Below are 21656 nucleotides of genomic sequence, written 5' to 3' on the forward strand. Positions count from 1 at the left end.
ATCAGGATATACTAACATAAGATCGCAGGTTTAGCGCGGGGCGGAGCCTGGGTGAACTGCGGACCGCCGCCACCCTAACAACGCCCGCACGCCTATGCAATCACTCTTCCAGGATGGCTTTCAGCCGGGCCTGTTCTTCTGTTGACAAGGCATCCTCGGACTTGGTCGTAGCGCGCGCACGTCCGCGCACAAAGCCACCGCCGACAATCAGACCAATCAGCAGCATGGCCGGACCTGCCGCCCAAAGCAGCCAATTGGCGCCGCCGGTGGTCGGCCGCAGCAGGACAAATTCGCCAAAACGGTTGACGATAAAATCCATCGCCTCGTCATCGGTGTCACCCGCCGTCAGACGTTCGCGCAGCAGGATCCGCAGATCACGCGCCAGATCAGCGTTGGATTCGTCGATGCTCTCGTTACGGCAGACCAGACAGCGCAACCCCTTGGACAAGTCACGGGCGCGCGCTTCCAGGGCTGGATCATCCAGGATCTCATCCGGTTCAACCGCCCAGGCCGGTGCTGTGGCAAAGGGCGACAGCGCGATGATAAGGGACAGACAGAGGGCCGAGAACAAGGTCTTCATTCCGCAGGCACCCCTTGGACATTGGACTTGCGCGCACCTGCGGCGACGCGGAAACGCCGGTCCGACAGGCTGAGGAAGCCGCCAAAAGCCATCAACAGACACCCGCCCCAGATCCAATTGGCCAGCGGTTTGATATAGGTTCGCACCGTCCAGCCGCCGTTGTTTTGCGGATCGCCAATCACCACGTAAAGATCGCGTAGGAATTTGTAGTCAATCGCAGCTTCGGTCGTGGGCATGCGCGCCACCGGATAGTCGCGTTTTTCTGGATAGAGCGTGGTCACCGGTTTGCCGTCTCGCGTCACGTCAATCGTGGCGCGGGTCGCGAAATAGTTCGGCCCCCGCTCACGACCCACATCGCGCAGAACCATCGTATAAGCTCCAACCTCAAAGGGTTCATCAATCTGGGCGACACGGATGTCTTCCGCCTCCCAAGCCGTCAGACCGGCAATGGCAAAGATGGTGACACCAAGGCCCGAATGCGCAACCGCCTTGCCCCAATCCGCACGCGGCAGACGCAGGATCCGTTTCAGGCGATCGGTGACAGACGACTTGCCACTGCGCATCCACAGATCGGCAAAGGCGCCAAAGACCATCCAAGTGCCCAGAAACAGCCCAACAGGACCAAGGGCAGAGCGCCCGGTTTGCAGCGTAAAAGCCAGGACCATCATGGCCACGGCCAAGGCAAAGACATAGCGCAGCTGCCAACAGGCCCGCCGCAACTTGCCTCGTTTCCACGGCAGCATGGCTCCGATGGGCATCGCAATACCCAGACCCACCATGAAGGGGGTGAAGGCCATATTGAAAAACGGCGGTCCGACAGAGAGTTTGCGGTCAAAGGCCATCTCAGCCACCACCGGCCAAAGGGTGCCAAAGAAAACCACAAAACAGCTGACCGCCAACAGGATATTGTTGACCACCAGACCGGTCTCACGGCTGACAAGGCCAAAGACACCCTTGGCCTCCATCGCTTGGGCACGGGTGGCAAACAGCGTGAGGGCTCCGCCGGTAAACAGTGCGATGATGATCAGGATAAAGACACCGCGTTCCGGGTCATTTGCAAATGCATGGACCGAGGTCAAAAGCCCGGAGCGCACGATAAACGTCCCGATCAAGGAGAACCCAAAGGCCAGGATCGCCAGCAGAATGGTCCAGCTTTTCAGCGCCTCGCGTTTTTCCACCACGATGGCCGAGTGCAGCAATGCGGCAGACAACAGCCACGGCATGAAGGAGGCGTTTTCGACCGGATCCCAGAACCAGAACCCGCCCCAACCCAGCTCGTAATAGGCCCACCAGGAGCCAAGCGCGATACCGATGGTCAGGAAAACCCAGGCCGCCAGGGTCCACGGGCGCACCCAACGCCCCCATGCCGCATCTACGCGCCCCTCGATCAACGCGCCCACCGCGAAAGAGAACGCCATCGACAATCCGACATAGCCCAAATAGAGGAACGGCGGGTGGAAGGCCAAGCCGGGGTCTTGTAACAGCGGGTTCAGGTCTTGTCCGTCCATTGGCGGCACGGCCAGCCGCAGGAACGGGTTGGATGTAAACAGGATAAAGCTATAGAACGCGACGCCAATCGCAGCTTGAACGGACAGAACCCGCGCTTTCAACGTGGGCGGCAACCCGCCGCCAAACACCGCAGCGGTGGCACCAAACAGGGCGACGATCAACACCCACAACAGCATCGACCCTTCGTGATTGCCCCAGGTGCCAGCGATCTTATACAGCATCGGCTTGGCCGAGTGGCTGTTTAACGTCACCAGCCGCAGCGAGAAGTCCGAGGTGATAAACGCCCACATCAACGCCCCAAAGGAGAAGGCGACAAAGAAGAATTGCGCCTGCGCCGCCGGTTCCGCCACGGACATCCATCCGGGCCAGCGTTTGTGAGCACCAATGAGGGGGATCACCGTCTGGGCGATGGCAATCAGGAAGGCGAGGATAAGGGCGAAATGGCCGAGCTCTGTAATCATGGGGATTTTATACGCACCTCGGGGCCATAGGCCAATGGTTCAATCGCTCCCGCGCCTGCGCAGTTGGTCGCAGACACGGGGACGTGAGGCAGCTGCTGGATCTGGTGGCATTAGCCGCGTTGCGCGGCCTTCCATTGGGCCAGCGCCGGGTTCGTTTCTGCGCGCGTCACCTGTGTTAGGTCTTTGATTGTGACCTCGGAATAGGTGTCCAAGGCCTTGAGATTGGACAGAACCTGCGGTACGCGCGCCAATGTTTCGGCCAGATTGCGTTGAAAGTCCTGCCCCTTGGCCTGATGGCGCGCCCCAAAGTAGAAGGTCACGATCACACCAAGCAGCCACCACAGTGGCTCGGGCACCAGCGCAATGCCTTGCATGCGGGCTGCAAACCAAACCGGATCGATCATGGCGGATGATAACAACCCCAACGTCCCCAGGGCAAGCAAGGGCCGTGGCAGCCGGTTCAGACCATCAACGACACGGTCAAACACGCCAACCTTGGGCTGGGCGAATTCCGCCGCCATCTGCGACAACGCGGACAGTTGGACCTCTTGACTGCGGTTGGCGGCGGCTTCGGCATTTTCTCGAAAGACCTCTGCCGTTTCGCGCAGGACATTGCTCTGTGTGCCAAACAGGATCGGCAACACCGTTTGTATTACCCCCATGACGCCACCCGTTGTGCAAATTCCTCGGCACTCAAGTGATAGGCGGGTGAGATGAAGTCCTCGGCCCGTTTGATCCAACCGCCCTTGGTCCCGGCGCGGGTGCGGGCGTATTTTCGACTTTTGGGGCGTCGGTCTGCAATTGCGAGGTAGTAGTTGCGTCGCGCAATCCCGTAGGCGTCGCGCAAGGCTTGCGCATCTACATGAGCCGCCGCATGTGCTGCTTTTGCGGTTTGCTGGCCAATGTGGCCGTCGACGGCGATCTCAAACCCCATATTGCGCAACAGGCGCTGAAGGATCAAAACCGCATTGCGCCCCGCGTTGACCTGCATGTCAAAGACACTGTCCTGCAAAACCTCGGGCAAGAGATCAAGATGGGGCTTCTTGTAATAGTGATCGACAAAGATCTTGGTCGCGTCACCCTGTTCGAGCGCTTTGACATCGCTCACATCCACATCTCCGTCACGATCGATGTCACGGTTCAGGGAGTGCAACGTGTTCAAAGTCACCCCATGTTTGGTGGCGCCGCCCGGATCGTCGGGGTCGTTCACAAATCTCCCCTCGCGGGCGACAATTTCTTTGGCGATGTCATAGATATGGCGCATGGCTCTGCTCCGGTTGAATGGATTGCGACCATCCTGGCAGAGCGCGCTTAACAGGCAGAAAGCGAGGCGCGCGCCGGGTGCGCAACACCCATTTGGTTGCGCACGCGAACACGATTATCCAATTCCCAAAAGGGATGCACTCCCGCGCCCGCGGGATCCTCCGCCCTTCGGGCCGTGATCCCTTGCGGCCTTGGGCCGCGCGCCGCGCTTTGCGCGGCGCCACCCCAAACGCAAAACGCCACCCTTTGGGCGGCGGGTTTGGGGCGGGAGCACCTGCCTGATACTGGGTGTCACCTTTTTAGATAATAAACCCGGTCTTAACTTTCGGGTTCTTGATAGACGCCCTGCTCTTTCAGCGCGTCGACCACTTCCTTGGGCATATAGGTCTCATCATGTTTGGCCAGAATCTCAGAAGCCTCAAAGACACCATTCACATAACGCCCGGTGCCCACCATCCCCTGGTTCTCGCCAAAAAGGTCTGGCAACACGCCAGCAAACACCACTGGCACCGTTGCGCCGCCGTCGGTCACCGAAAACCGCACTTCGCCGCCTTCACCGCGCACCAATGTACCTTCTTCGACCAAACCACCCATCCGGAACACTTCGCTCGACTTTGGCGGCTCTTCCATCACCTGACTGGGCGCGCGGAAGAAGTTGATGCCATCGCGCATCGCATAGCCGATCAGCCCAGAGGCCAATATCAGCGCCGCCGTTGCGGCCACGAGAACTTGGATGCGTCGTTGTTTCTTCAGCGTCTTCATATACCTTGATCCAGGCGCGCCACCACGCGGCACGCCCGCCTCTCGGGGTTGTTCAATTACGGAAACAGCGGTGCCATCATCAGACCCGCTGTCTCTTCTTCACCTAACATGAGGTTTGCATTCTGCAAGGCTTGTCCACTGCTACCTTTTGTCAGGTTATCAAGGGCTGCTACCACAATGGCCCGCCCTTCAAGACGGTCTTGCGCAACCCCGATGTGGCAGAAGTTTGAACCACGCACATGGTGGGTCGACGGCGTTTCACCAAAGGGTAAAACCTCGATAAAAGGTTCTCTTTCATAGGCTTGTGCCAAGACCTCATGGATCGCGCTGGCCTCGCCTTTGACATAGGTCGTTGCCAGAATGCCGCGGTTGACCGGCAACAGATGTGGGGTGAATTGAACTGTGACGGGACGGCCTGCGAGCTTGCTGAACTCCTGGTCAAATTCGCCAAGGTGGCGGTGGGTACTGCCAATTGCATAGGCATGATAGCCCTCGGACAGCTCCGCATGCAGCAGATTTTCCTTGAGCGCGCGACCGGCACCGGAGACGGCGCATTTCAGATCGAGGATAATCTCATCCAGATCAATGACCCCGGCCGAGATCAGCGGCCGCAGGGCAAATTGGCCCGTGGCGGCATTACACCCCGTGCCGGCCACAAGGCGTGCCGATGCGATCTCATCTCTGTAAAATTCCGTGAGGCCATAGACCGCCTCTTTCTGCATCTCGATCGCGGAATGGGGATTGCCGTACCATTTCTCATATTCCGCAGGATCCTGCAGACGGAAGTCGGCCGACAGATCGACGATTTTCAGATCCCGCGGCAGGGCGCTAATGACTTCCTGGCTGGTTTTATGAGGCAGCGCACAAAAGCACAGATCGATCTGGGAAAAGTCGATTTCCGAGATCTTGCACAGGGTTGGCAGGGACAAGTGACGCAGATGCGGGAACACTTGGGCCATCTCCATGCCTGCTTTGCGTTCCGCAGCCAGCGCTGCGATTTTGATCGAAGGGTGCTGCGAAATCAGCCGCACCAGTTCTGCGCCGGTATAGCCGGAGGCGCCCAGAATAGCCACGTTATGTGTCATGTCGGTTCTCTGTTCAAAACTGTCATCCGCGATGGCGAGCCATCACTAGGTATCAAAGGAAGGGTCAAAGGGCAGTTACGCTGCCTGGAATGAGATTTCTCGTCGGAGAAACTGGGTCGCATGGACGCTGACGCGCGCCGGATCGCCGGTGGTGTAAAACCCACCCGTTCCGGCCCCGAACATATCAGAGTGGCGCGTCAGATAATCACCAAGGCTGTCTGCCACCAGATTGCCCTGGCTGTAGACCTTCACATTTGGGCCCAAGGCGTCCTGAAAGATCGCCTCCATCAGCGGATAATGGGTGCAGCCCAAAATCGCCGCCTCAGGTGTCGGCATCTTGCGCAGCAGCGCATCCACATGGCTGCGCACCAAGGCTTCGGCGAGGATCATGTCACCGTCTTCGATGGCATCGACCAGCCCGCCACAGGCCTGTGCTTCGACATCCACACCAATGGCCCGAAACGCCAGTTCCCGCTGAAAGGCGCGGCTGGCCACGGTGGCCGGCGTCGCAAACAGCGCCACGTGTTTCACCGTCACTTCGCGCGGTGGGGAATTGTCGCCCCATTGGCGTTCGGTCAGCGTCTCGATCAACGGCACAAAGACGCCAAGGACGCGTTTGCCCGGCGGCAGGCCCTCTTCTTGCAAGCGACGCAGGGCAGCGGCCGACGCCGTGTTGCAGGCAAGGATCACCAGATCGCAGCCTTTGGACCACATGTCCTCAACCGCGTTTTTGGTGAGCTGATACACATCTTCTGCGTCACGCACACCATAAGGTGCGCGCGCGTTGTCTCCATAATAGAGGAAATCCACGTCCGGCAGAGACTTCTGCGCGGCGTCCAGCACGGTGAGCCCGCCCAGACCAGAATCAAAGATGCCTACAGCCACTGTACCCTCTTGTACCCTCTCGACCCTGCACCCTGTGCTACGCTACGTCCCGTTCAGGCGCGCACCCGGTGCTTTTCCTCAAACTCAAACCCGTAATCCAAAGATTTCAACGGTGTTGGAGACAGCTCATACGTCGCTTTGCGCAAGAAATCCATCATTGCTTTTGTATCGCGCGACAGCGGGTCCAGGATGTCACGGTCGATCGGAGCACCAATCGAAATGCGCACCGGACGGTCGACACGCTTTTTGAATTCCTTGATCAACAGCCCCATGCGCAACGTCACATGGACGTGGCTGGCAAGCTGGAACAGGCGTGAGGTGGTGCCATCAAAGAACACCGGCACCACAACCGCATTGGATTTGGCGATCATCCGCGCGGTAAAGCCACGCCAACCGGGGTCCATGGGATGCGCAAACGGGGTTGCCGCCGTGCTGACCGTGCCGCCGGGGAAAATGCCAATGGCACCGCCCTGACCCAGATAGTCGAGTGCAGCTTTGCGGGTAGCAAGATTGGTGCGCATCGCCTCTTTTGAGGTGCCAAAATCCACCGGCAGAACCACCCGGTTCAGATCTTCGGCCTTGCGAAACACGTGATTGGCCAGCATGCGGAAATCACCGCGCGTGCTGGACAGAATATTGCCCATCATCATGCCATCGAGGATCCCGTAAGGGTGATTGGCAATCAAGACCAGCGGGCGATCACGGGGGATCATATCCAACGAGCCGCGCACAACATCCAGCGACAGCCCATAGCGTTCCGGCAGAACCGACCAGAAGTCCTGGCCGGCGGCCACGTCGTCCTCATATCCTTCAGCTCGTTTGATCAGTTTGAAACGCCCGGTGGAGTTTTCCATCAGGCGGATCAACGCACGGCCGGAACAGGTTTCGGCAGAGTGGGAGTAAGATATTTCGCGGGCGATCTGTCTGCGCGAAGGCATTTCGTAGAGTCTCATTCAACATCGTGGAAGCCCCAACAGCCAGTAACCATCGGGATTATCCGGGGGATATAGGGCAGTCCGATCGAACTGCCCAGCACTTATGACACTATGGTAACCAAAGGGAAGCAATAGGTGATATTCCTTACTCCGCCGCTTTGGCTGGTTGCCTATCGTTTAATCCATGGGTCAGCGCCGCCAGCAGTTCTTCGCGCCGTTTGGCTGCTGTGACTTCATTTGCCGTCTTCACCGGGCCAAATCCGCGAATTTGCAAGGGGAGTTCCGCCAAAGCCACCAGCGGATCCAGTCGCACAGACGCGGTGTCATCGCCGTCCAACACAAGCCATGTGGCCATGTCGCTTTCATATTGGCGGATCAACGCGCGCTCCATCTTGCGCTCAGCTGAATAGCCAAAAACATCAAACGGCGTGCCGCGCAGGCGTTTCATTCGCGCCAGAAGCGGCAGGAGTTTTTCCACCCACGGCCCAAAGGCGCGTTTTCTGGGGCGTCCATCCGGGTCGGTGCTCCCCAAGATAGGCGGCGCCAGGTGGTATTTCAGCTGTAACGCGCCTTCAAACTCCGCCTCGGCCTTGGCGCGGGTGTCCAGCAACAGGCGCGCGACCTCATATTCATCCTTATAGGCCAACAGCTTGTGATACCCCTTGGCGACCGCTTCCTTAAGGCGAGGGTTGCGGATCGGCTGCAGCAGTTTCAGATACCGTTTTGCCAGCCGCCCCCCTTGGTAGGCACGCAAGTGATCGGCGCGGAAGGCGATCTGCTCCTCCAGCGTTTTCGGCAATGCGGTTGCCTTGGGCGCGATCAGCGCTTGCGCCGCCTCGCTGTCAGTCACCGCCCAGCGACCGATGTCAAAGGCGCGTTTGTTGCGCTCCACCGCGGTGCCGTTCAACGTGATCGCCTGCATCAAGGCGTCGTGGCTGACCGGGATCAGACCCCGCTGCCAGGCCGCGCCAAAGATCATCATGTTGGAAAAGATCGAATCGCCCATGGTGATCCGCGCCAATTCGCTGGCATCAAACAGATCAGCCCGGTCCCGCAGCCGGGCAGTCAGTGCCAGTTGCAGCCGCTCTCCCGGAATGCGAAAACCGGTGTCGCGGGTGAAATCGCCGGTGATGATCTCATGACTGTTGACCACCGCACCGGTGCGCCCCTGTGCGGTCAGTCCCAAAGTCTTGGCCCCGGCGCTGACCACCAAATCACCGCCGATCAAGGCATCCGCCTCGCCGGTAGCCACACGAATGGCGCTGATATCCTCGGGTCGGTTGGCAAGCCTGCAATGGATATGCACCGCGCCCCCCTTCTGGGCGAGGCCGGCCATCTCCATCATCCCCGCGCCCTTGCCATCGATCTGTGCGGCCTGGGCCAGGATCGCGCCAATGGTCACAACGCCCGTGCCCCCCACCCCGGTGATCACCACATTATGGGTGCCGTTGATGGTCGGCAGCTTAGGCATCGGCAAATCCGGCAGATCCAGGTCCGTGGTCGCCGTTTTGCGAATTTGCGCGCCCTTGACCGTCACAAAGGACGGGCAGAACCCATTTACGCAAGAATAATCCTTGTTGCAGGACGATTGATCTATTGCCCGCTTGCGGCCCAGCTCGGTTTCGACCGGCACGATGGACACGCAGTTGGACTGCACCCCGCAATCGCCACAGCCTTCGCAGATGTCGGTATTGATGAACGCGCGCTGATCCGGATCAGGGAACGTCCCCTTTTTGCGACGGCGACGTTTTTCGGCAGCGCAGGTCTGCACATAAAGGATGACCGACACGCCCTCGACCTCAGTAAAGTCGCGCTGGACCTGCATCATCTGATCGCGGGCGTGAAAACTGACCCCTTTGGGAAACAGGCTCAGATCCAGATCTTCCTTGTCGTCATAAACCACGGCGAGCTTTTGCACCCCCATGGCGCGCAGTTCATCAGCGATGCGATGGGCGGTCAGATCCCCCTCGGCCTCTTGCCCGCCGGTCATCGCCACCGCGTCATTATAGAGGATCTTGTAGGTGATCGTGGTGCCTTGGGCCAAAGCCGCGCGGATCGCCAGAATGCCCGAGTGGTTGTAGGTCCCATCGCCGAGGTTCTGAAACACATGTTTGGTGTTGGAAAACGGCGCTTCGCCGACCCAATTGGCCCCTTCGCCGCCCATTTGGGTCACGCCTTGGGTTTCGCGGTCCATCCATTGCACCATAAAATGACAGCCAATCCCGGCATAGGCGCGACTGCCTGCGGGGACGCGGGTGGAACTGTTGTGGGGGCAGCCCGAACAGAAATAGGGCAAACGATTGGCGATGTTTTCTGCGTTATCGGACCGTTTTGCGTCGGCCAATGCGGCGAGCCCCGCCTGTATCGCCTCGGTATCGCGGCCCTCTTCGACCAGAATACCGCCAAGCTTTTCGGCGATCATAATCGGGTCGAGGGCGAATTTGGTGGGGAAAAGCTCTTCGCGGTGCATGGTCCCGGCTCCGCCCTTGTACCAGCCATAAACACGGCGGCCGCGACGGTCGTCAAAGATCGCCTCTTTGATCTGGATCTCGATCAGCTTGCGCTTTTCTTCCACCACCACAATCAGGTCAAGTTCTTCGGCCCAGTCATTGAACCCTTTCATATCCATCGGGAACGTCTGTCCGACCTTGTATGTGGTGATACCAAGCCGTTCTGCCATCGCTTCGTCGATATTCAACAGCTTCAACGCATGCACCAGATCGAGCCAATTTTTACCAGCCGCCACCAATCCGATCTTGGCACCGGGTTTGCCCCAAACACGTTTGTCCATCTTGTTGGCATGGGAAAACGCCTCGGCTGCAAAGCGTTTGTAGTCGATGATCCGGTCTTCCTGGCGGAAACGGTCATCATCGAGGCGAATGTTCAGCCCATCCGCAGGCATGTCAAATTCAGGTGTCACCAGCCGCATCCGGTCGGGGTCGCCGTCGACCACGGATGTGACCTCGATCGTGTCTTTCATGGTTTTAAGCCCGACCCAAAGGCCGGAAAACCGCGACAAAGCATAACCATAGATGCCATAGTCCAGAATCTCCTGCACCCCGGCCGGGCTGACGACGGGCAAGTAGCAATCCAGCAAAGACCACTCAGACTGGTGCAACACAGTGCTGCTTTCGCCGGTGTGGTCGTCGCCCATGGCGACCAGAACGCCGCCATGTTTCGAGGACCCCGCCATATTGGCGTGCCGCAGCGCGTCGCCGGATCGATCCACGCCGGGGCCTTTGCCGTACCAAAGGCCAAAGACACCGTCGTATCTGCCTTCGCCGCGCACCTCGGCTTGTTGTGCGCCCCATAGGGCGGTGACGGCCAGATCCTCATTCAGCCCGTATTGGAATTGAACCTCGGCCTCCTTCAGCGGCCGTTCCGCGCGCGCCATCTGGATATCAACCGCGCCCAAGGGCGAGCCGCGATAGCCGGTCACTAGGCCGGCGGTATTTAACCCCGCTGCGCGGTCACGTGCCTTTTGCATCAGCATCAACCGCACCAATGCTTGGGTTCCATTTAGTAGAATTGGTGTTTGCGACAGATCGTATTTGTCGTTCAGCGAAATCCCTTGCTTGCCCATCAAGTCCTCCTCACCAGATTAGCTTGCCTTTGATTTGCTCACATTGGGTCATAATTACTGACCTGAATAGAGGTTTTTTCATCATGGAGCATTGAACGTCCCGTCACAAAATGGAAAACCGCGTGTCTTACGGTTATAATGACAATAAATGACAACACAGCGAGCATGGATATGGATTGGGATAAGCTACGGATATTTCACGCAGTTGCGGATGCAGGCAGCCTGACTCATGCCGGTGACAAGCTGAACCTGTCGCAATCTGCGGTCAGTCGGCAAATCCGCGCCTTGGAGGAGCGGTTGAACACCACATTGTTCCACCGCCACGCACGTGGATTGATCCTGACCGAACAGGGTGAACTGCTGTTTGACGCCACCCGCGCCATGAGCCAACGGCTGGAGGCCGCCTCGGCCCGGATCCGCGACAGCGAAGAAGAAGTCTTTGGCCAGCTGCGGGTCACCACCGCTTTTGGTTTTGGCACTCTGTGGTTGGCGCCGCGTCTGAACAAGCTTTATGAGGAATATCCAAACCTCAATATCGACCTAATGCTGGAAGAGCGGGTGCTGGACCTGCCCATGCGTGAGGCCGATGTCGCCATTCGCATGAAGGAACCCAGCCAGGCCGATCTGGTGCGCAAACGTCTGATGACGGTGCAGATGCGCCTTTATGCGTCAGAAACCTATCTCAAGAACCACGGAACCCCGCTCAAAGCGGAAGATATGAAAGACCACCGGCTGATCTGTCAGAACACCCAATCGGCGCAGGTCGGGGCGGCGGCTTTGATGGTCAAACGTCTGATGGCCCATTCGCCGCAGTCTGTGTTGAACGTGAACAACTATTTCGGCGTGCTGCAAGCGGTGGTGCATGACCTTGGTATTGGTGTTCTGCCCGACTATGTGACCGAAGATTTTCCGGCCATGGTCGAGGTTCTGCCCGAGGAAGAGACTCACGAAGTGCCCGTATACCTCGCCTACCCCGAGGAATTGCGCCATTCTCGCCGCGTTGCAGCGTTCCGTGATTTTGTGCAGAGCGAGATTATTGAACATCGCAAGCATATGAAAGAATTGGGCAAACTGTAGGAAACGCACGAGCCATGCAAAATTTGCATGGCAGATCTGCACATTTTAACGGTTAAATACCTTGAAGGTGCGGGAGAGACCCCCTAAATGAGACTCATGAAGGAGACGGCACTCGCCGACCTTCATACCTCCCTGTTGGACTTCGGCCGAGCTTAGTGCTCGGCCTTTTTTTTGGCAATTTCACGATTTGCCTTGTTGCCACATGTTTTGCGTCTAACAGGACAAAAGCCAAGCTTTGGTTTGCTTAAAAGTTACCAAATTATGAATACGCCCATAATTTGACCTAAAAACGCATTCCAAAGTCCACTTTGCGTGCGCAATATTCAAAAATCCGGAAAATTGCGATCTGGTCAATCCTCTGTTCAAACCTCCGAACAACCGGTGTTTTCAAATTTCGGTCGCCCAAACCATCGGTTTTCCACCTTTATACGCTTTGGGCTTTTCCAAAGGGTCTGCTTGTCTTAAAAGGCGCGCAAACGCGGCCATCGGGAAGAAACGTATGCAGGAACCAGCAATCACCCCTGAATTGATTGAAAGTCACGGGCTAAAACCGGACGAATACGATCTGATCCTTGGGATCATCGGGCGTGAGCCGACGTTCACTGAACTTGGTATTTTTTCTGCGATGTGGAACGAGCACTGTTCCTATAAGTCATCCAAGAAATGGCTGCGCGGCCTGCCCACCGAAGGCCCACAGGTTATCTGTGGCCCCGGTGAGAACGCAGGTATTGTAGATATTGGCGATGGCGATGCGGTGGTTTTCAAAATGGAAAGCCACAACCACCCGTCTTATATCGAACCCTATCAGGGTGCGGCGACCGGTGTTGGCGGCATTCTGCGTGATGTCTTTACCATGGGTGCGCGCCCCATCGCCTCGATGAACTCTCTGTCCTTTGGCGAACCCTCCCATCACAAGACCCGTCAGCTGGTCAACGGTGTGGTCGAGGGTGTTGGCGGCTATGGCAACTGTTTTGGTGTGCCTTGTGTTGGCGGCGAAGTGCGCTTCCACTCGGCCTATAACGGCAACTGCCTGGTCAACGCCTTTGCGGCGGGTCTGGCCAAGACCGACAGCATTTTCTACTCCGCCGCATCCGGCGTTGGCATGCCGGTTGTATACCTGGGCGCCAAAACCGGCCGTGACGGCGTGGGTGGGGCAACCATGGCCTCAGCGGAATTTGACGACACCATCGAAGAAAAACGCCCCACCGTTCAGGTCGGCGATCCCTTCACCGAAAAACGTCTGATGGAAGCCACGCTGGAGCTGATGCAGACCGGTGCCGTGATCTCGATCCAGGATATGGGGGCCGCTGGTCTGACCTGTTCCGCGGTTGAGATGGGCGACAAAGGTGGTCTGGGCGTTAAGCTGAACCTCGAAGACGTCCCACAGCGCGAAGAGAACATGACGGCCTATGAGATGATGCTGTCGGAATCTCAGGAACGTATGTTGATGGTTCTGAAGCCGGAACTGGAAGCCGAAGCCAAGGCGGTTTTTGTGAAATGGGATCTGGACTTTGCGATCGTGGGTGAAACCGTCGCCGAAGACCGTTTTCTGATTGTTCACAATGGTGAGGTCAAAGCAGACCTGCCGCTGTCAAAACTTTCCTCCTCGGCCCCTGAATATGACCGTCCATGGGTGCCAACCCCGGCTGCAGAGCCCGTGGGTGAGATTGCCGAAATTGATGCCATCGATGGTCTCAAGGCGCTGATCTCTGGACCGAACTATGCCGGCAAACAGTGGGTCTATGAACAATATGACACCACCGTCATGGGCGACACCCAACAACGCCCCGGTGCCTCCGCAGGTATCATCCGGGTGCATGGCACCGACAAGAAACTGGCGTTTACCTCGGATGTGACCCCGCGCTACGTCAAAGCGAACCCGGTTGAAGGTGGCAAACAAGCGGTTGCCGAAGCCTACCGCAACCTGACATCGGTTGGTGCCAAGGCGCTGGCGACCACCGACAACCTGAACTTTGGCAATCCCGAAAAGCCAGAGATCATGGGCCAGTTCGTGGGCGCATTGCAGGGCATCGGCGAAGCGGTTGCTTTCCTCGACATGCCCATCGTGTCCGGCAACGTATCGCTGTACAATGAAACCGACGGTCAGGGGATCCTGCCCACGCCAACCATCGGCGCCGTCGGCCTGATCGCGGCCGGCGAAGAGCCGATCATTGGGGAGGTCCGCGAAGGCCACATCGCGCTGGTTATTGGTGAGACCAACGGTCACCTCGGCCAATCTGCCCTGCTCGCAGAAGTGTTCAACCGCGAAGACGGCGACGCACCCGCTGTGGATCTGGAAGCCGAGAAGCGCAATGGTGAGTTCGTGCGCGCAAACCGCGATCTGATCAAAGCCTGCACCGATCTGGGGGATGGCGGTCTGGCGCTGGCGGCCTTTGAACTGGCCGAAAGCGCGGGCGTTGGCGTTGTGCTGGATGCCGGCGACATGGCGACCTTGTTCGGCGAAGATCAGGCGCGCTATCTTGTGGCCTGCAACTTTGATCAGGCCGAAGGACTGATGCTGGCGGCAAGCCAGGCGGGTGTGACCTTGACCTCGGTTGGAAAATTTGGCGGTGACAGCGTAAAGTTCGGTGGCTCTGAGGCACCACTTGCAGAACTGTCCGAGACGTTCCGCGCCAGCTTTGCCGCGGCTGTGGCCTAAGAAAATGCACATGGGTCAGCCCGACCTACCAGAGCTGACCCATGATTGCAGTCGCTGCGCGGCCTTGTGCTGCGTGGCCTACCCTTTTGACAAAGGGGCGGAATTCGCGCTCGACAAAGACACCGACGCGCCCTGCCCTAAACTGAACTCTGCACATGGCTGTTCGATCCACGATGGTCTTGTGCAACAGGGGTTCACCGGCTGCGTCGCCTATTCCTGTGCCGGTGCCGGCCAGCGTGTCACGCAGGAGCTGTTTGACGGCGAAAGCTGGCAAGATGATCCCGATCTGCTGCGCCATATGACCCACGCCTTGCGGGTTGTGCGCCCCATTCACGAGGCGTTGTTGATCCTGCAAGAGGCGCTGAACATTCCCATGCCGGATGACCTGCGCGCCAGGTGTCACGCCATGATGGCCGCACTGTGCCCACAAGACGCCACATCGATCTGGGACTTTGAAGAGCCCGAGGTTCAAGAGGCCCTGGCCGAGGTGCCCAACTTCATTCCTCTTCTCGCGCCTTACGTTGATATGCGGGCCTAATCCACTTGCAGTGGCACCGCCCCAGCCCTACATTTTAGACACACAAGTTAGAAGGACATTGACCCCAAATGCCCATGCAGGCCCACGAAATCGAAGCACTTTTGCGCGAAACCTTCCCAGACGCGGAAATCCAGGTCGGCGGCTCGGACGGCGTGCATATGTCCGCAATGGTTGTCGACGAAAGCTTTCGCGGCAAAAACCGTGTCCAGCAGCAACGCGCTGTTTATGCCGCGCTCAAAGGCAAGATGGATGGATCCGACGGCGAGCTGCACGCGCTGGCTCTGACCACCAAAGCGCCCGAGTAATAACCGGGTATGAGTGTCAAAACACTCATTGTCCTGTTGGGCATCACCGCAGTGATCGCGGCCATCGTCGCCATTGATCTGCGGCTCAGGGGCGGCAAACGCCGCCCTTTGTCACGCGCCCAACCACCCAAGATCGACCGGAGACCAGACCGTCACCACACAACGCCCGAACCACAACTGGGGTTAGAGGCAGTGGATCTGGACGCGGTTGACAAGGTCAACAAGAGACACGGCCGCCTGCAAGCCCGAAACTGGCTCAGACGGAGAGGTCATTCTGGCAATAGACGTCCCTGATGCGACCCGGCTGTGCCCGTGTGATCACTTATGGATGATGCCTTGGTTTCGGCCTTGGCAGGCATCGCAAAAATACTGCTACACTGGGCAATGAGAATAATGGACCTTGCGTATATCTGCAGGGTTCCCATATGTGAGTTTAGAAAACTTCTTAGATACGGACCACGCTTTTGGCGCGTTGAACAAAAACTGCGCCGCCGCGCCTGGAAACGGAGACGACCATGACCGACGTAAATTCCCGCATTGACGAAACCGTCAAAGACAACACCGTTGTGCTTTTCATGAAAGGCACCAAGGACATGCCACAATGTGGTTTCTCCTCGCGCGTGGCTGGCGTGTTGAACTACATCGGCGTCGAATACACCGATGTGAACGTTCTGGCCGACGATGAGATCCGCCAAGGCATCAAAGAATACTCTGAATGGCCCACCATCCCGCAGCTCTACATCAAAGGTGAGTTCGTGGGTGGCTGTGACATCATCACCGAGATGACCCTGTCTGGCGAGCTCGACACCGTGTTTGACAGCAACGAAGTTGTCTACAACAAAGAAGCCGCAGACAAGATCCGCGAAGCCAACAACAACGGCTAATCCCGAGTCCCTGCTGGACAAGAATTAAAAAAGGCCTGCCAAGATCGTTCTTGGCAGGCCTTTTTCTATTTTGAAACTATCGACTTAGCTGGTGAGCAGGATGAATGCGACATCATCAATCGTAAGCGTATCGCCTGCATCAATAACACGAGCCAGAACATCGCCGTCTTGCATAATCAACGCGTCGCCCGTGTCGGTGTCATTCAAGACCGAGAAGTCGTCCACGGTCAGCCCAGACTCTTCCAGAATGGAAACCGCCAGCGTGTCGTCCTCTGCGGTAAAGTCGGTCACCGTGATCGGGTCATTAACGGCGCCATCGGTATAGAGGATAAACGTGTCATCCCCATCGCCGCCACGACCTTGGTCCGCTTCATCAAGGATCAGCGTGTCATCCCCGACGCCGCCATTCAACGTGTCCGCGATGTCATCGCCAACGATAAACATCTCCGCAACCGCATCCGGGTCTCTTAGCGTTGCAAGGTCTTCGCTGTTCGGCTCGCTCTCCAACTCACCGCCATACAGGAAGTCATTGCCAGCGCCTCCCAAGATCGAGTCAGATCCAGAACCGCCAAATGCAATGTCATCGCCTTCGCCCGAGAAAATCGTGTCTGCACCAGCGCTCGCGATCAAATTGTCATCACCGGCATCGCCGGACAACGTGTCCTGACCGCCGGAGCCAAACAGGTCGTCATTGCCTTCGCCACCGCGTAGATCGTCATTGCCGCCTTGGCCAAACAATGTGTCATCGCCGGTGCCACCAAATACGGTGTCATCGCCCGCGCCGGCCCGAACTTCGTCATCACCGCCCAGTGCATCGATGACATCGTCTTCCGCGGCAAAGGACAAAAGATCCCCGCCCTCGGTCGCCGTATCGGTTTCAACCCGCAGTTCCGGTTCTTCGGTTGAGTTGCTTTCGTCTACTGTGTTGTTGTCGTCATCGTCATCAAGCGCGATAATTGCCCCACCCAGGACCAGAGTCGCCAATATAGCAATTCCAAACATCTTGAATTCCCAAATGCCATTAATGGTCTGTTAATTTGCTAATCGAAAGCCCTGACAATTTAAAGATGTTCTTACAAAAGGTGGTTAAACTGGATGCTACAGTGCAGCGAAGAATAACAATCTTGGGCCATTTTCTCGATTGTTTCGCAGGCTGCGACGGTCAAGTGCTTTCAAAGGTGCATCGGGATAGTCGGGCTATACTGTATACCTGCCCTGATTCCCGCCGAGCGGGAAAATTGGTGACCGCAGATCTACCGAAAATTTGCAGGTTCAATCTGTGAAGTGCCCTATTGAAACATGTGGCGGGTCCGATTGCACAACCCTCGGACCCACACAAGATGTCAAGCCCGTTAGGACGCGGCTTTTTCTTCGATTTCCTGCGCCAAACTTTCGGCGCGGGCGGCCAGTTCTGCCAGCGTTTCGCCAACTTGCGGCGGCACCACGGGGACTTCGATCCGCTCGGGTTCCGGGGCTGGGGCTGCACGCAATGCGGTCAGCTCGGCGTCTTTGGCCATGATCTCGGCGTCTTTTTCGGCCAACTTGGCCTCAACCGCGCCCAGGCGATCTTCAACGGCGGCGGTTTTATCGGCCAGCATCAGCCCGGCCATCAACAACATCCGCGCCTCGGGCATGCGGCCAATCTGATCGGCCAGAACCTGCGCTTCGTCGTCCAGCATTTTGGCGGCGGACTGCAGATAGCTTTCCTCACCCTCTTGGCAAGACACTTCGAACCCACGGCCACCGATATGAATTGTAACTTCGGGCATCACTCAGTCTCCCCCTGCGGCAAGGTCTGGTCGTTCATCAACAGTGGCTCCAAACGGGCAATCACCGCCGCCATCTCGGCGCGGTCGGTGGCATTTGCAGCCTTAAGCCCCTCAACCTCCGCCTGAAGCGCGGCATTGATCAGGGCGGGATCACCCACCCCTTCGGCGTTGGCTTCGCGCAAGGCGGTGTTGGATTGCACCAGTTGATCATTGGCGGTGCGCAGGCTTGTCAGTTCCTGATCCAGCTTGATCAGGGTCTCGTCATCCTCAACCGGGACGGGCTGCGGCACGGCTGCGGCGGCCTGGGCAGCTTCGGCCTGTGCTGCAGTGGCCTGTGCTGCAGTGGCCTGGGCAGCTTCGGCAGCGGTAAGAGCCTGCGCGGCTTCTGCTTTGGCAGCGGCAACTTGCGCGTCGGCAGCACTTGCAGCCTCGGTCGCGGCGGCAAGCTCGTCTTTCAGACGATTGCGCTCTGCTTCCAGCGCCGCAAAATCCACCTCTGAGATCACCGGCTCATCACTGGGCGCAGCCGCAACAAGGGCAGTCTCCAGCTCGGATTTGAGCCGCGCGACCTCGGTCTCCATCATCTCGCAATGTTCTTTGGAATTGGCAGCCTCGTTCTGGGCCCCTTCCAGAGCCCCTTTCAGCCGGTCCACTTCCATCCGCAGCGCGTCACGTTCGGCCGTATTGCCGACCTCATTGCGCAACAGTTGCACTTCAGCCTCAAGGGCTGCGATAGTTTCCGCGTCCCCTGCACTGCCCTGTGCGGCCTCGGCTTGGGTCTCCAGCTCGTCCAAACGGCCCCGCAACCCGCGCAGGCGTTCTTCCAACTGGGCGTTGGCGGTGCGCTCTTCCTCAAGCGCCTGTTCCAGCTCAACGTTTGGGGTAGCAGCCGCTGCGGCCGCTTGGCGCGCTTCCAGCACGCCGACACCGGATGTAATCCGATCCATCGCCGCCAGAACGCGTGCCTGCAATTCCTCTATCTGCTCCATGCCTGTCCCTATGCCTGTTTCCGTGACGCTTTTGGCAATTGTCCCTGCGCATGCACAGGTCCGGTGGTCACTGCTTTACAGCCTTCTGGTTAATCATATTTGCCACAGATGCCGCGAATCGCAAGTCCGAGATCCCACGCACGCGGCGGTATTCGCCCCAATGAGTAAATGAGCCACCCTGCCCTTTCAAGCGGTTGCAGGGCTAAGCTCAAGGAATAGCGGATTTGCACCCTCACGCGGCTTGCACTTTGTCGTATGACTGTTATGCAGCCTGTCATCCGCCCGATAAAGCCAAAGGAAAACTCCAGTGGATCTGACAGCCCTGCGCTCTGCAAACCCCGAGCATTGGTCCAAGGCCGCCGCCATTCGTGGCCTGACACTTGATGCGGTTGCGGCCGCCAATTCCGGCCACTCTGGCATGCCAATTGGTATGGCCGATGTTGCGACCGTGCTTTTCGAAAAGCATATGAAGTTTGACGTCACCGCGCCGAAATGGCCCGACCGCGACCGGTTTATCCTGTCCGCTGGTCACGGTTCGATGTTGATCTACTCCCTGCTCTATCTGATGGGCGATGCGCAGGTCACGCTGGATCAAGTGAAGAAATTCCGCCAGCTGGGTCAGTTGACCGCAGGCCATCCGGAAAACTTCCTGCTGGACGCGGTTGAAGTGACCACAGGCCCCTTGGGTCAGGGGATTTCCAACGCCGTAGGTTTTGCCATGGCCGAAGAAATGCAGCGCGCCCAATACGGCAAGAAGATCGTTGATCACCACACCTATGTGATTGCCGGCGACGGTTGCCTGATGGAAGGCATCAGCCAAGAGGCCATCGGCCTTGCGGGTCGTCACCAGTTGGGCAAACTGGTTGTGCTGTGGGATGACAACAACATCACCATCGACGGGTCTGTTGAACTGTCGGACCGCACCAATCAGGTTCAGCGTTTCAAAGCGTCGGGCTGGCACGTGCAGGAAATCGACGGCCACGATCCGGTTGCGATTGATGCCGCCATCACCGCCGCCAAGAAGGCAAACAAACCGTCCATGATCGCCTGCAAAACCCATATCGCATTGGGGCACGCGGCGCAGGATACCTCCAAAGGCCACGGCGCTCTGACCGACGCAGAGCAGCTGATCGCCGCTAAAGAGGCATATGGTTGCCCGCTGGAAGCCTTTGACGTTCCTGCCGATGTCAAATCTGCATGGGAAGCCATCGGCACCCGCGGCGGCGCAGATCGCGCCGCATGGGAAGCACGTTTCGCAGACGTGTCCAGCCAGAAACAGGACCGCTTCAACCGCGCCTATGCGCTGGAAGCTCCAAGAAAGCTGGCCTCTGTTGTGCGCGCCCTGAAAAAGCAGGTCTCGGAAGAACAGCCCAAGGTCGCAACCCGCAAAGCGTCTGAGATGGCGCTGGCTGTGATCAACCCGGTTCTGCCCGAAACTGTGGGCGGATCTGCGGATCTGACAGGCTCTAACAACACCAAAACCGGCGATCTCGGCGTGTTTGACACCGATAACCGCAAAGGGCGCTACGTCTATTGGGGCATCCGTGAACACGGTATGGCAGCTGCGATGAACGGTATGGTTCTGCACGGCGGCATGCGCCCCTATGGCGGCACCTTCTTCTGCTTCACCGACTATGCGCGCCCGGCCATGCGTCTGGCGGCCCTGTCGAAACTGCCGACCGTATTTGTGATGACCCACGATTCCATTGGCGTTGGCGAAGACGGCCCGACCCACCAGCCGGTGGAACATCTGGCGATCTGCCGCGCGACCCCGAACTCCTATACCTTCCGCCCTGCGGATGCTGTTGAGACCGCGGAAGCCTGGGAAATCGCGCTGTCCTCCAAAGACACGCCATCCGTTTTGGCGCTGACCCGTCAGGGCCTGCCCACCCTGCGCACCGAGCACAAGATGAACAACCTGACCGCCCAGGGCGGCTATGTTCTTGCCGACGCCGAAGGCAAACGCCAGGTCATCCTGATCGCCACCGGTTCCGAAGTCTCGCTGGCAATGGACGCCAAGGCGAAGTTGGAGGCCGAAGGCATCGGCACCCGCGTGGTTTCCATGCCTTGTATGGAGCTGTTCCTGGCACAAGACGAAGCTTATCGCCGCAAGGTCCTGCCTGCGGGTGCAGTCCGCGTCGGCATCGAAGCTGCCGTGCGTGACGGCGGCTGGGATCGTCTGTTGATGGGTGAGCGCGGCCAAGAGAAGAAGGCCGATTTTGTCGGTATGACCTCCTTTGGTGCCTCCGCTCCGGCCGGTGAATTGTTCGAGAAATTCGGCATCACCGTCAACGCAACAGTTGCCAAGGCAAAAGCCCTGCTTGCTTAACCACCGTTCACCATGAAGTTGAAAAGAGGGGCTCTGTAGCCCC

General features: G+C 58.2%; 19 protein-coding genes. 7 read left to right on the top strand and 12 right to left on the bottom strand.

Translation table 11 applies throughout. The features are described 5' to 3' along the window. Positions 1-100 precede the first annotated feature (100 nt). From KMP13_RS00820 to KMP13_RS00860, 9 genes are all read right to left on the bottom strand, one after another. Entirely contained in the window at positions 101-580 is a 480-nt protein-coding gene (locus tag KMP13_RS00820; RefSeq protein ID WP_215263543.1) for a cytochrome c-type biogenesis protein, read from the bottom strand. After that, on the bottom strand, positions 577-2550 hold the full coding sequence (locus KMP13_RS00825; RefSeq protein ID WP_215263544.1) for a heme lyase CcmF/NrfE family subunit: 1974 nt from the start codon (positions 2548-2550) through the stop codon (positions 577-579). The genes KMP13_RS00820 and KMP13_RS00825 overlap by 4 nt, the downstream gene beginning before the upstream one ends. A gap of 110 nt (positions 2551-2660) precedes the next feature. Further along, positions 2661-3212, bottom strand: a complete 552-nt coding sequence (locus tag KMP13_RS00830) for a holin family protein (protein WP_215263545.1) — start codon at positions 3210-3212, stop codon at positions 2661-2663. Next, a complete protein-coding gene (locus KMP13_RS00835) occupies positions 3203-3814 on the bottom strand; it encodes a holin-associated N-acetylmuramidase (RefSeq protein WP_215263546.1) in 612 nt (203 codons plus the stop codon). Before KMP13_RS00835 ends, KMP13_RS00830 begins: the two co-directional genes overlap by 10 nt. Positions 3815-4131: 317 nt before the next feature. Beyond that, a complete protein-coding gene (gene ccmE / locus KMP13_RS00840; RefSeq protein WP_215263547.1) occupies positions 4132-4575 on the bottom strand; it encodes a cytochrome c maturation protein CcmE in 444 nt (147 codons plus the stop codon). A 56-nt stretch (positions 4576-4631) separates the two neighbouring features. Then, positions 4632-5660, bottom strand: a complete 1029-nt coding sequence (gene argC / locus KMP13_RS00845) for an N-acetyl-gamma-glutamyl-phosphate reductase (RefSeq protein ID WP_215263548.1) — start codon at positions 5658-5660, stop codon at positions 4632-4634. Between the two features lie 75 nt (positions 5661-5735). Next, positions 5736-6545: a glutamate racemase gene (gene murI, locus KMP13_RS00850; protein ID WP_215263549.1), complete on the bottom strand. Its 810-nt coding sequence runs from the start codon at positions 6543-6545 to the stop codon at positions 5736-5738. A gap of 53 nt (positions 6546-6598) precedes the next feature. After that, positions 6599-7483 (bottom strand): lysophospholipid acyltransferase family protein, encoded by an 885-nt coding sequence (locus KMP13_RS00855; RefSeq protein WP_215263691.1) that lies wholly within the window; start codon positions 7481-7483, stop codon positions 6599-6601. A gap of 142 nt (positions 7484-7625) precedes the next feature. Continuing rightward, positions 7626-11063 (bottom strand): indolepyruvate ferredoxin oxidoreductase family protein, encoded by a 3438-nt coding sequence (locus KMP13_RS00860; protein ID WP_215263550.1) that lies wholly within the window; start codon positions 11061-11063, stop codon positions 7626-7628. A gap of 171 nt (positions 11064-11234) precedes the next feature. On the opposite strand from KMP13_RS00860, the gene KMP13_RS00865 reads away from it, so the two are divergent. From KMP13_RS00865 to grxD, 6 genes are all read left to right on the top strand, one after another. Then, positions 11235-12140, top strand: a complete 906-nt coding sequence (locus KMP13_RS00865; protein WP_215263551.1) for a LysR family transcriptional regulator — start codon at positions 11235-11237, stop codon at positions 12138-12140. A gap of 499 nt (positions 12141-12639) precedes the next feature. Next, a complete protein-coding gene (purL, locus tag KMP13_RS00870; RefSeq protein ID WP_215263552.1) occupies positions 12640-14799 on the top strand; it encodes a phosphoribosylformylglycinamidine synthase subunit PurL in 2160 nt (719 codons plus the stop codon). A 10-nt stretch (positions 14800-14809) separates the two neighbouring features. Next, on the top strand, positions 14810-15337 hold the full coding sequence (locus tag KMP13_RS00875; protein ID WP_251363616.1) for a hypothetical protein: 528 nt from the start codon (positions 14810-14812) through the stop codon (positions 15335-15337). Positions 15338-15405: 68 nt separating this feature from the next. Continuing rightward, entirely contained in the window at positions 15406-15642 is a 237-nt protein-coding gene (locus KMP13_RS00880) for a BolA/IbaG family iron-sulfur metabolism protein (protein ID WP_215263553.1), read from the top strand. A 9-nt stretch (positions 15643-15651) separates the two neighbouring features. Further along, on the top strand, positions 15652-15936 hold the full coding sequence (locus KMP13_RS00885) for a hypothetical protein (protein ID WP_215263554.1): 285 nt from the start codon (positions 15652-15654) through the stop codon (positions 15934-15936). A gap of 221 nt (positions 15937-16157) precedes the next feature. Further along, positions 16158-16526: a Grx4 family monothiol glutaredoxin gene (gene grxD / locus KMP13_RS00890; RefSeq protein ID WP_215263555.1), complete on the top strand. Its 369-nt coding sequence runs from the start codon at positions 16158-16160 to the stop codon at positions 16524-16526. 84 nt (positions 16527-16610) lie between these two features. Here the strand turns inward: grxD and KMP13_RS00895 are convergent, their stop codons facing one another. From KMP13_RS00895 to KMP13_RS00905, 3 genes are all read right to left on the bottom strand, one after another. Then, complete coding sequence (locus KMP13_RS00895) at positions 16611-17528, bottom strand: calcium-binding protein (RefSeq protein ID WP_215263556.1); 918 nt, start codon at positions 17526-17528, stop codon at positions 16611-16613. A 350-nt stretch (positions 17529-17878) separates the two neighbouring features. Next, positions 17879-18295 carry a cell division protein ZapA gene (locus tag KMP13_RS00900; protein WP_215263557.1) on the bottom strand — a complete coding sequence of 139 codons (417 nt, stop codon included), beginning with the start codon at positions 18293-18295 and terminating at the stop codon, positions 17879-17881. Then, complete coding sequence (locus KMP13_RS00905) at positions 18295-19284, bottom strand: colicin transporter (RefSeq protein WP_215263558.1); 990 nt, start codon at positions 19282-19284, stop codon at positions 18295-18297. The genes KMP13_RS00900 and KMP13_RS00905 overlap by 1 nt, the downstream gene beginning before the upstream one ends. Positions 19285-19591: 307 nt before the next feature. On the opposite strand from KMP13_RS00905, the gene tkt reads away from it, so the two are divergent. Then, positions 19592-21613, top strand: coding sequence for a transketolase (gene tkt, locus KMP13_RS00910; RefSeq protein ID WP_215263559.1), 2022 nt, complete (start codon positions 19592-19594; stop codon positions 21611-21613). Positions 21614-21656 lie beyond the last annotated feature (43 nt).

Source organism: Epibacterium ulvae, from assembly GCF_018678075.1.
Taxonomy (GTDB): Bacteria; Pseudomonadota; Alphaproteobacteria; order Rhodobacterales; family Rhodobacteraceae; genus Epibacterium; species Epibacterium ulvae_A.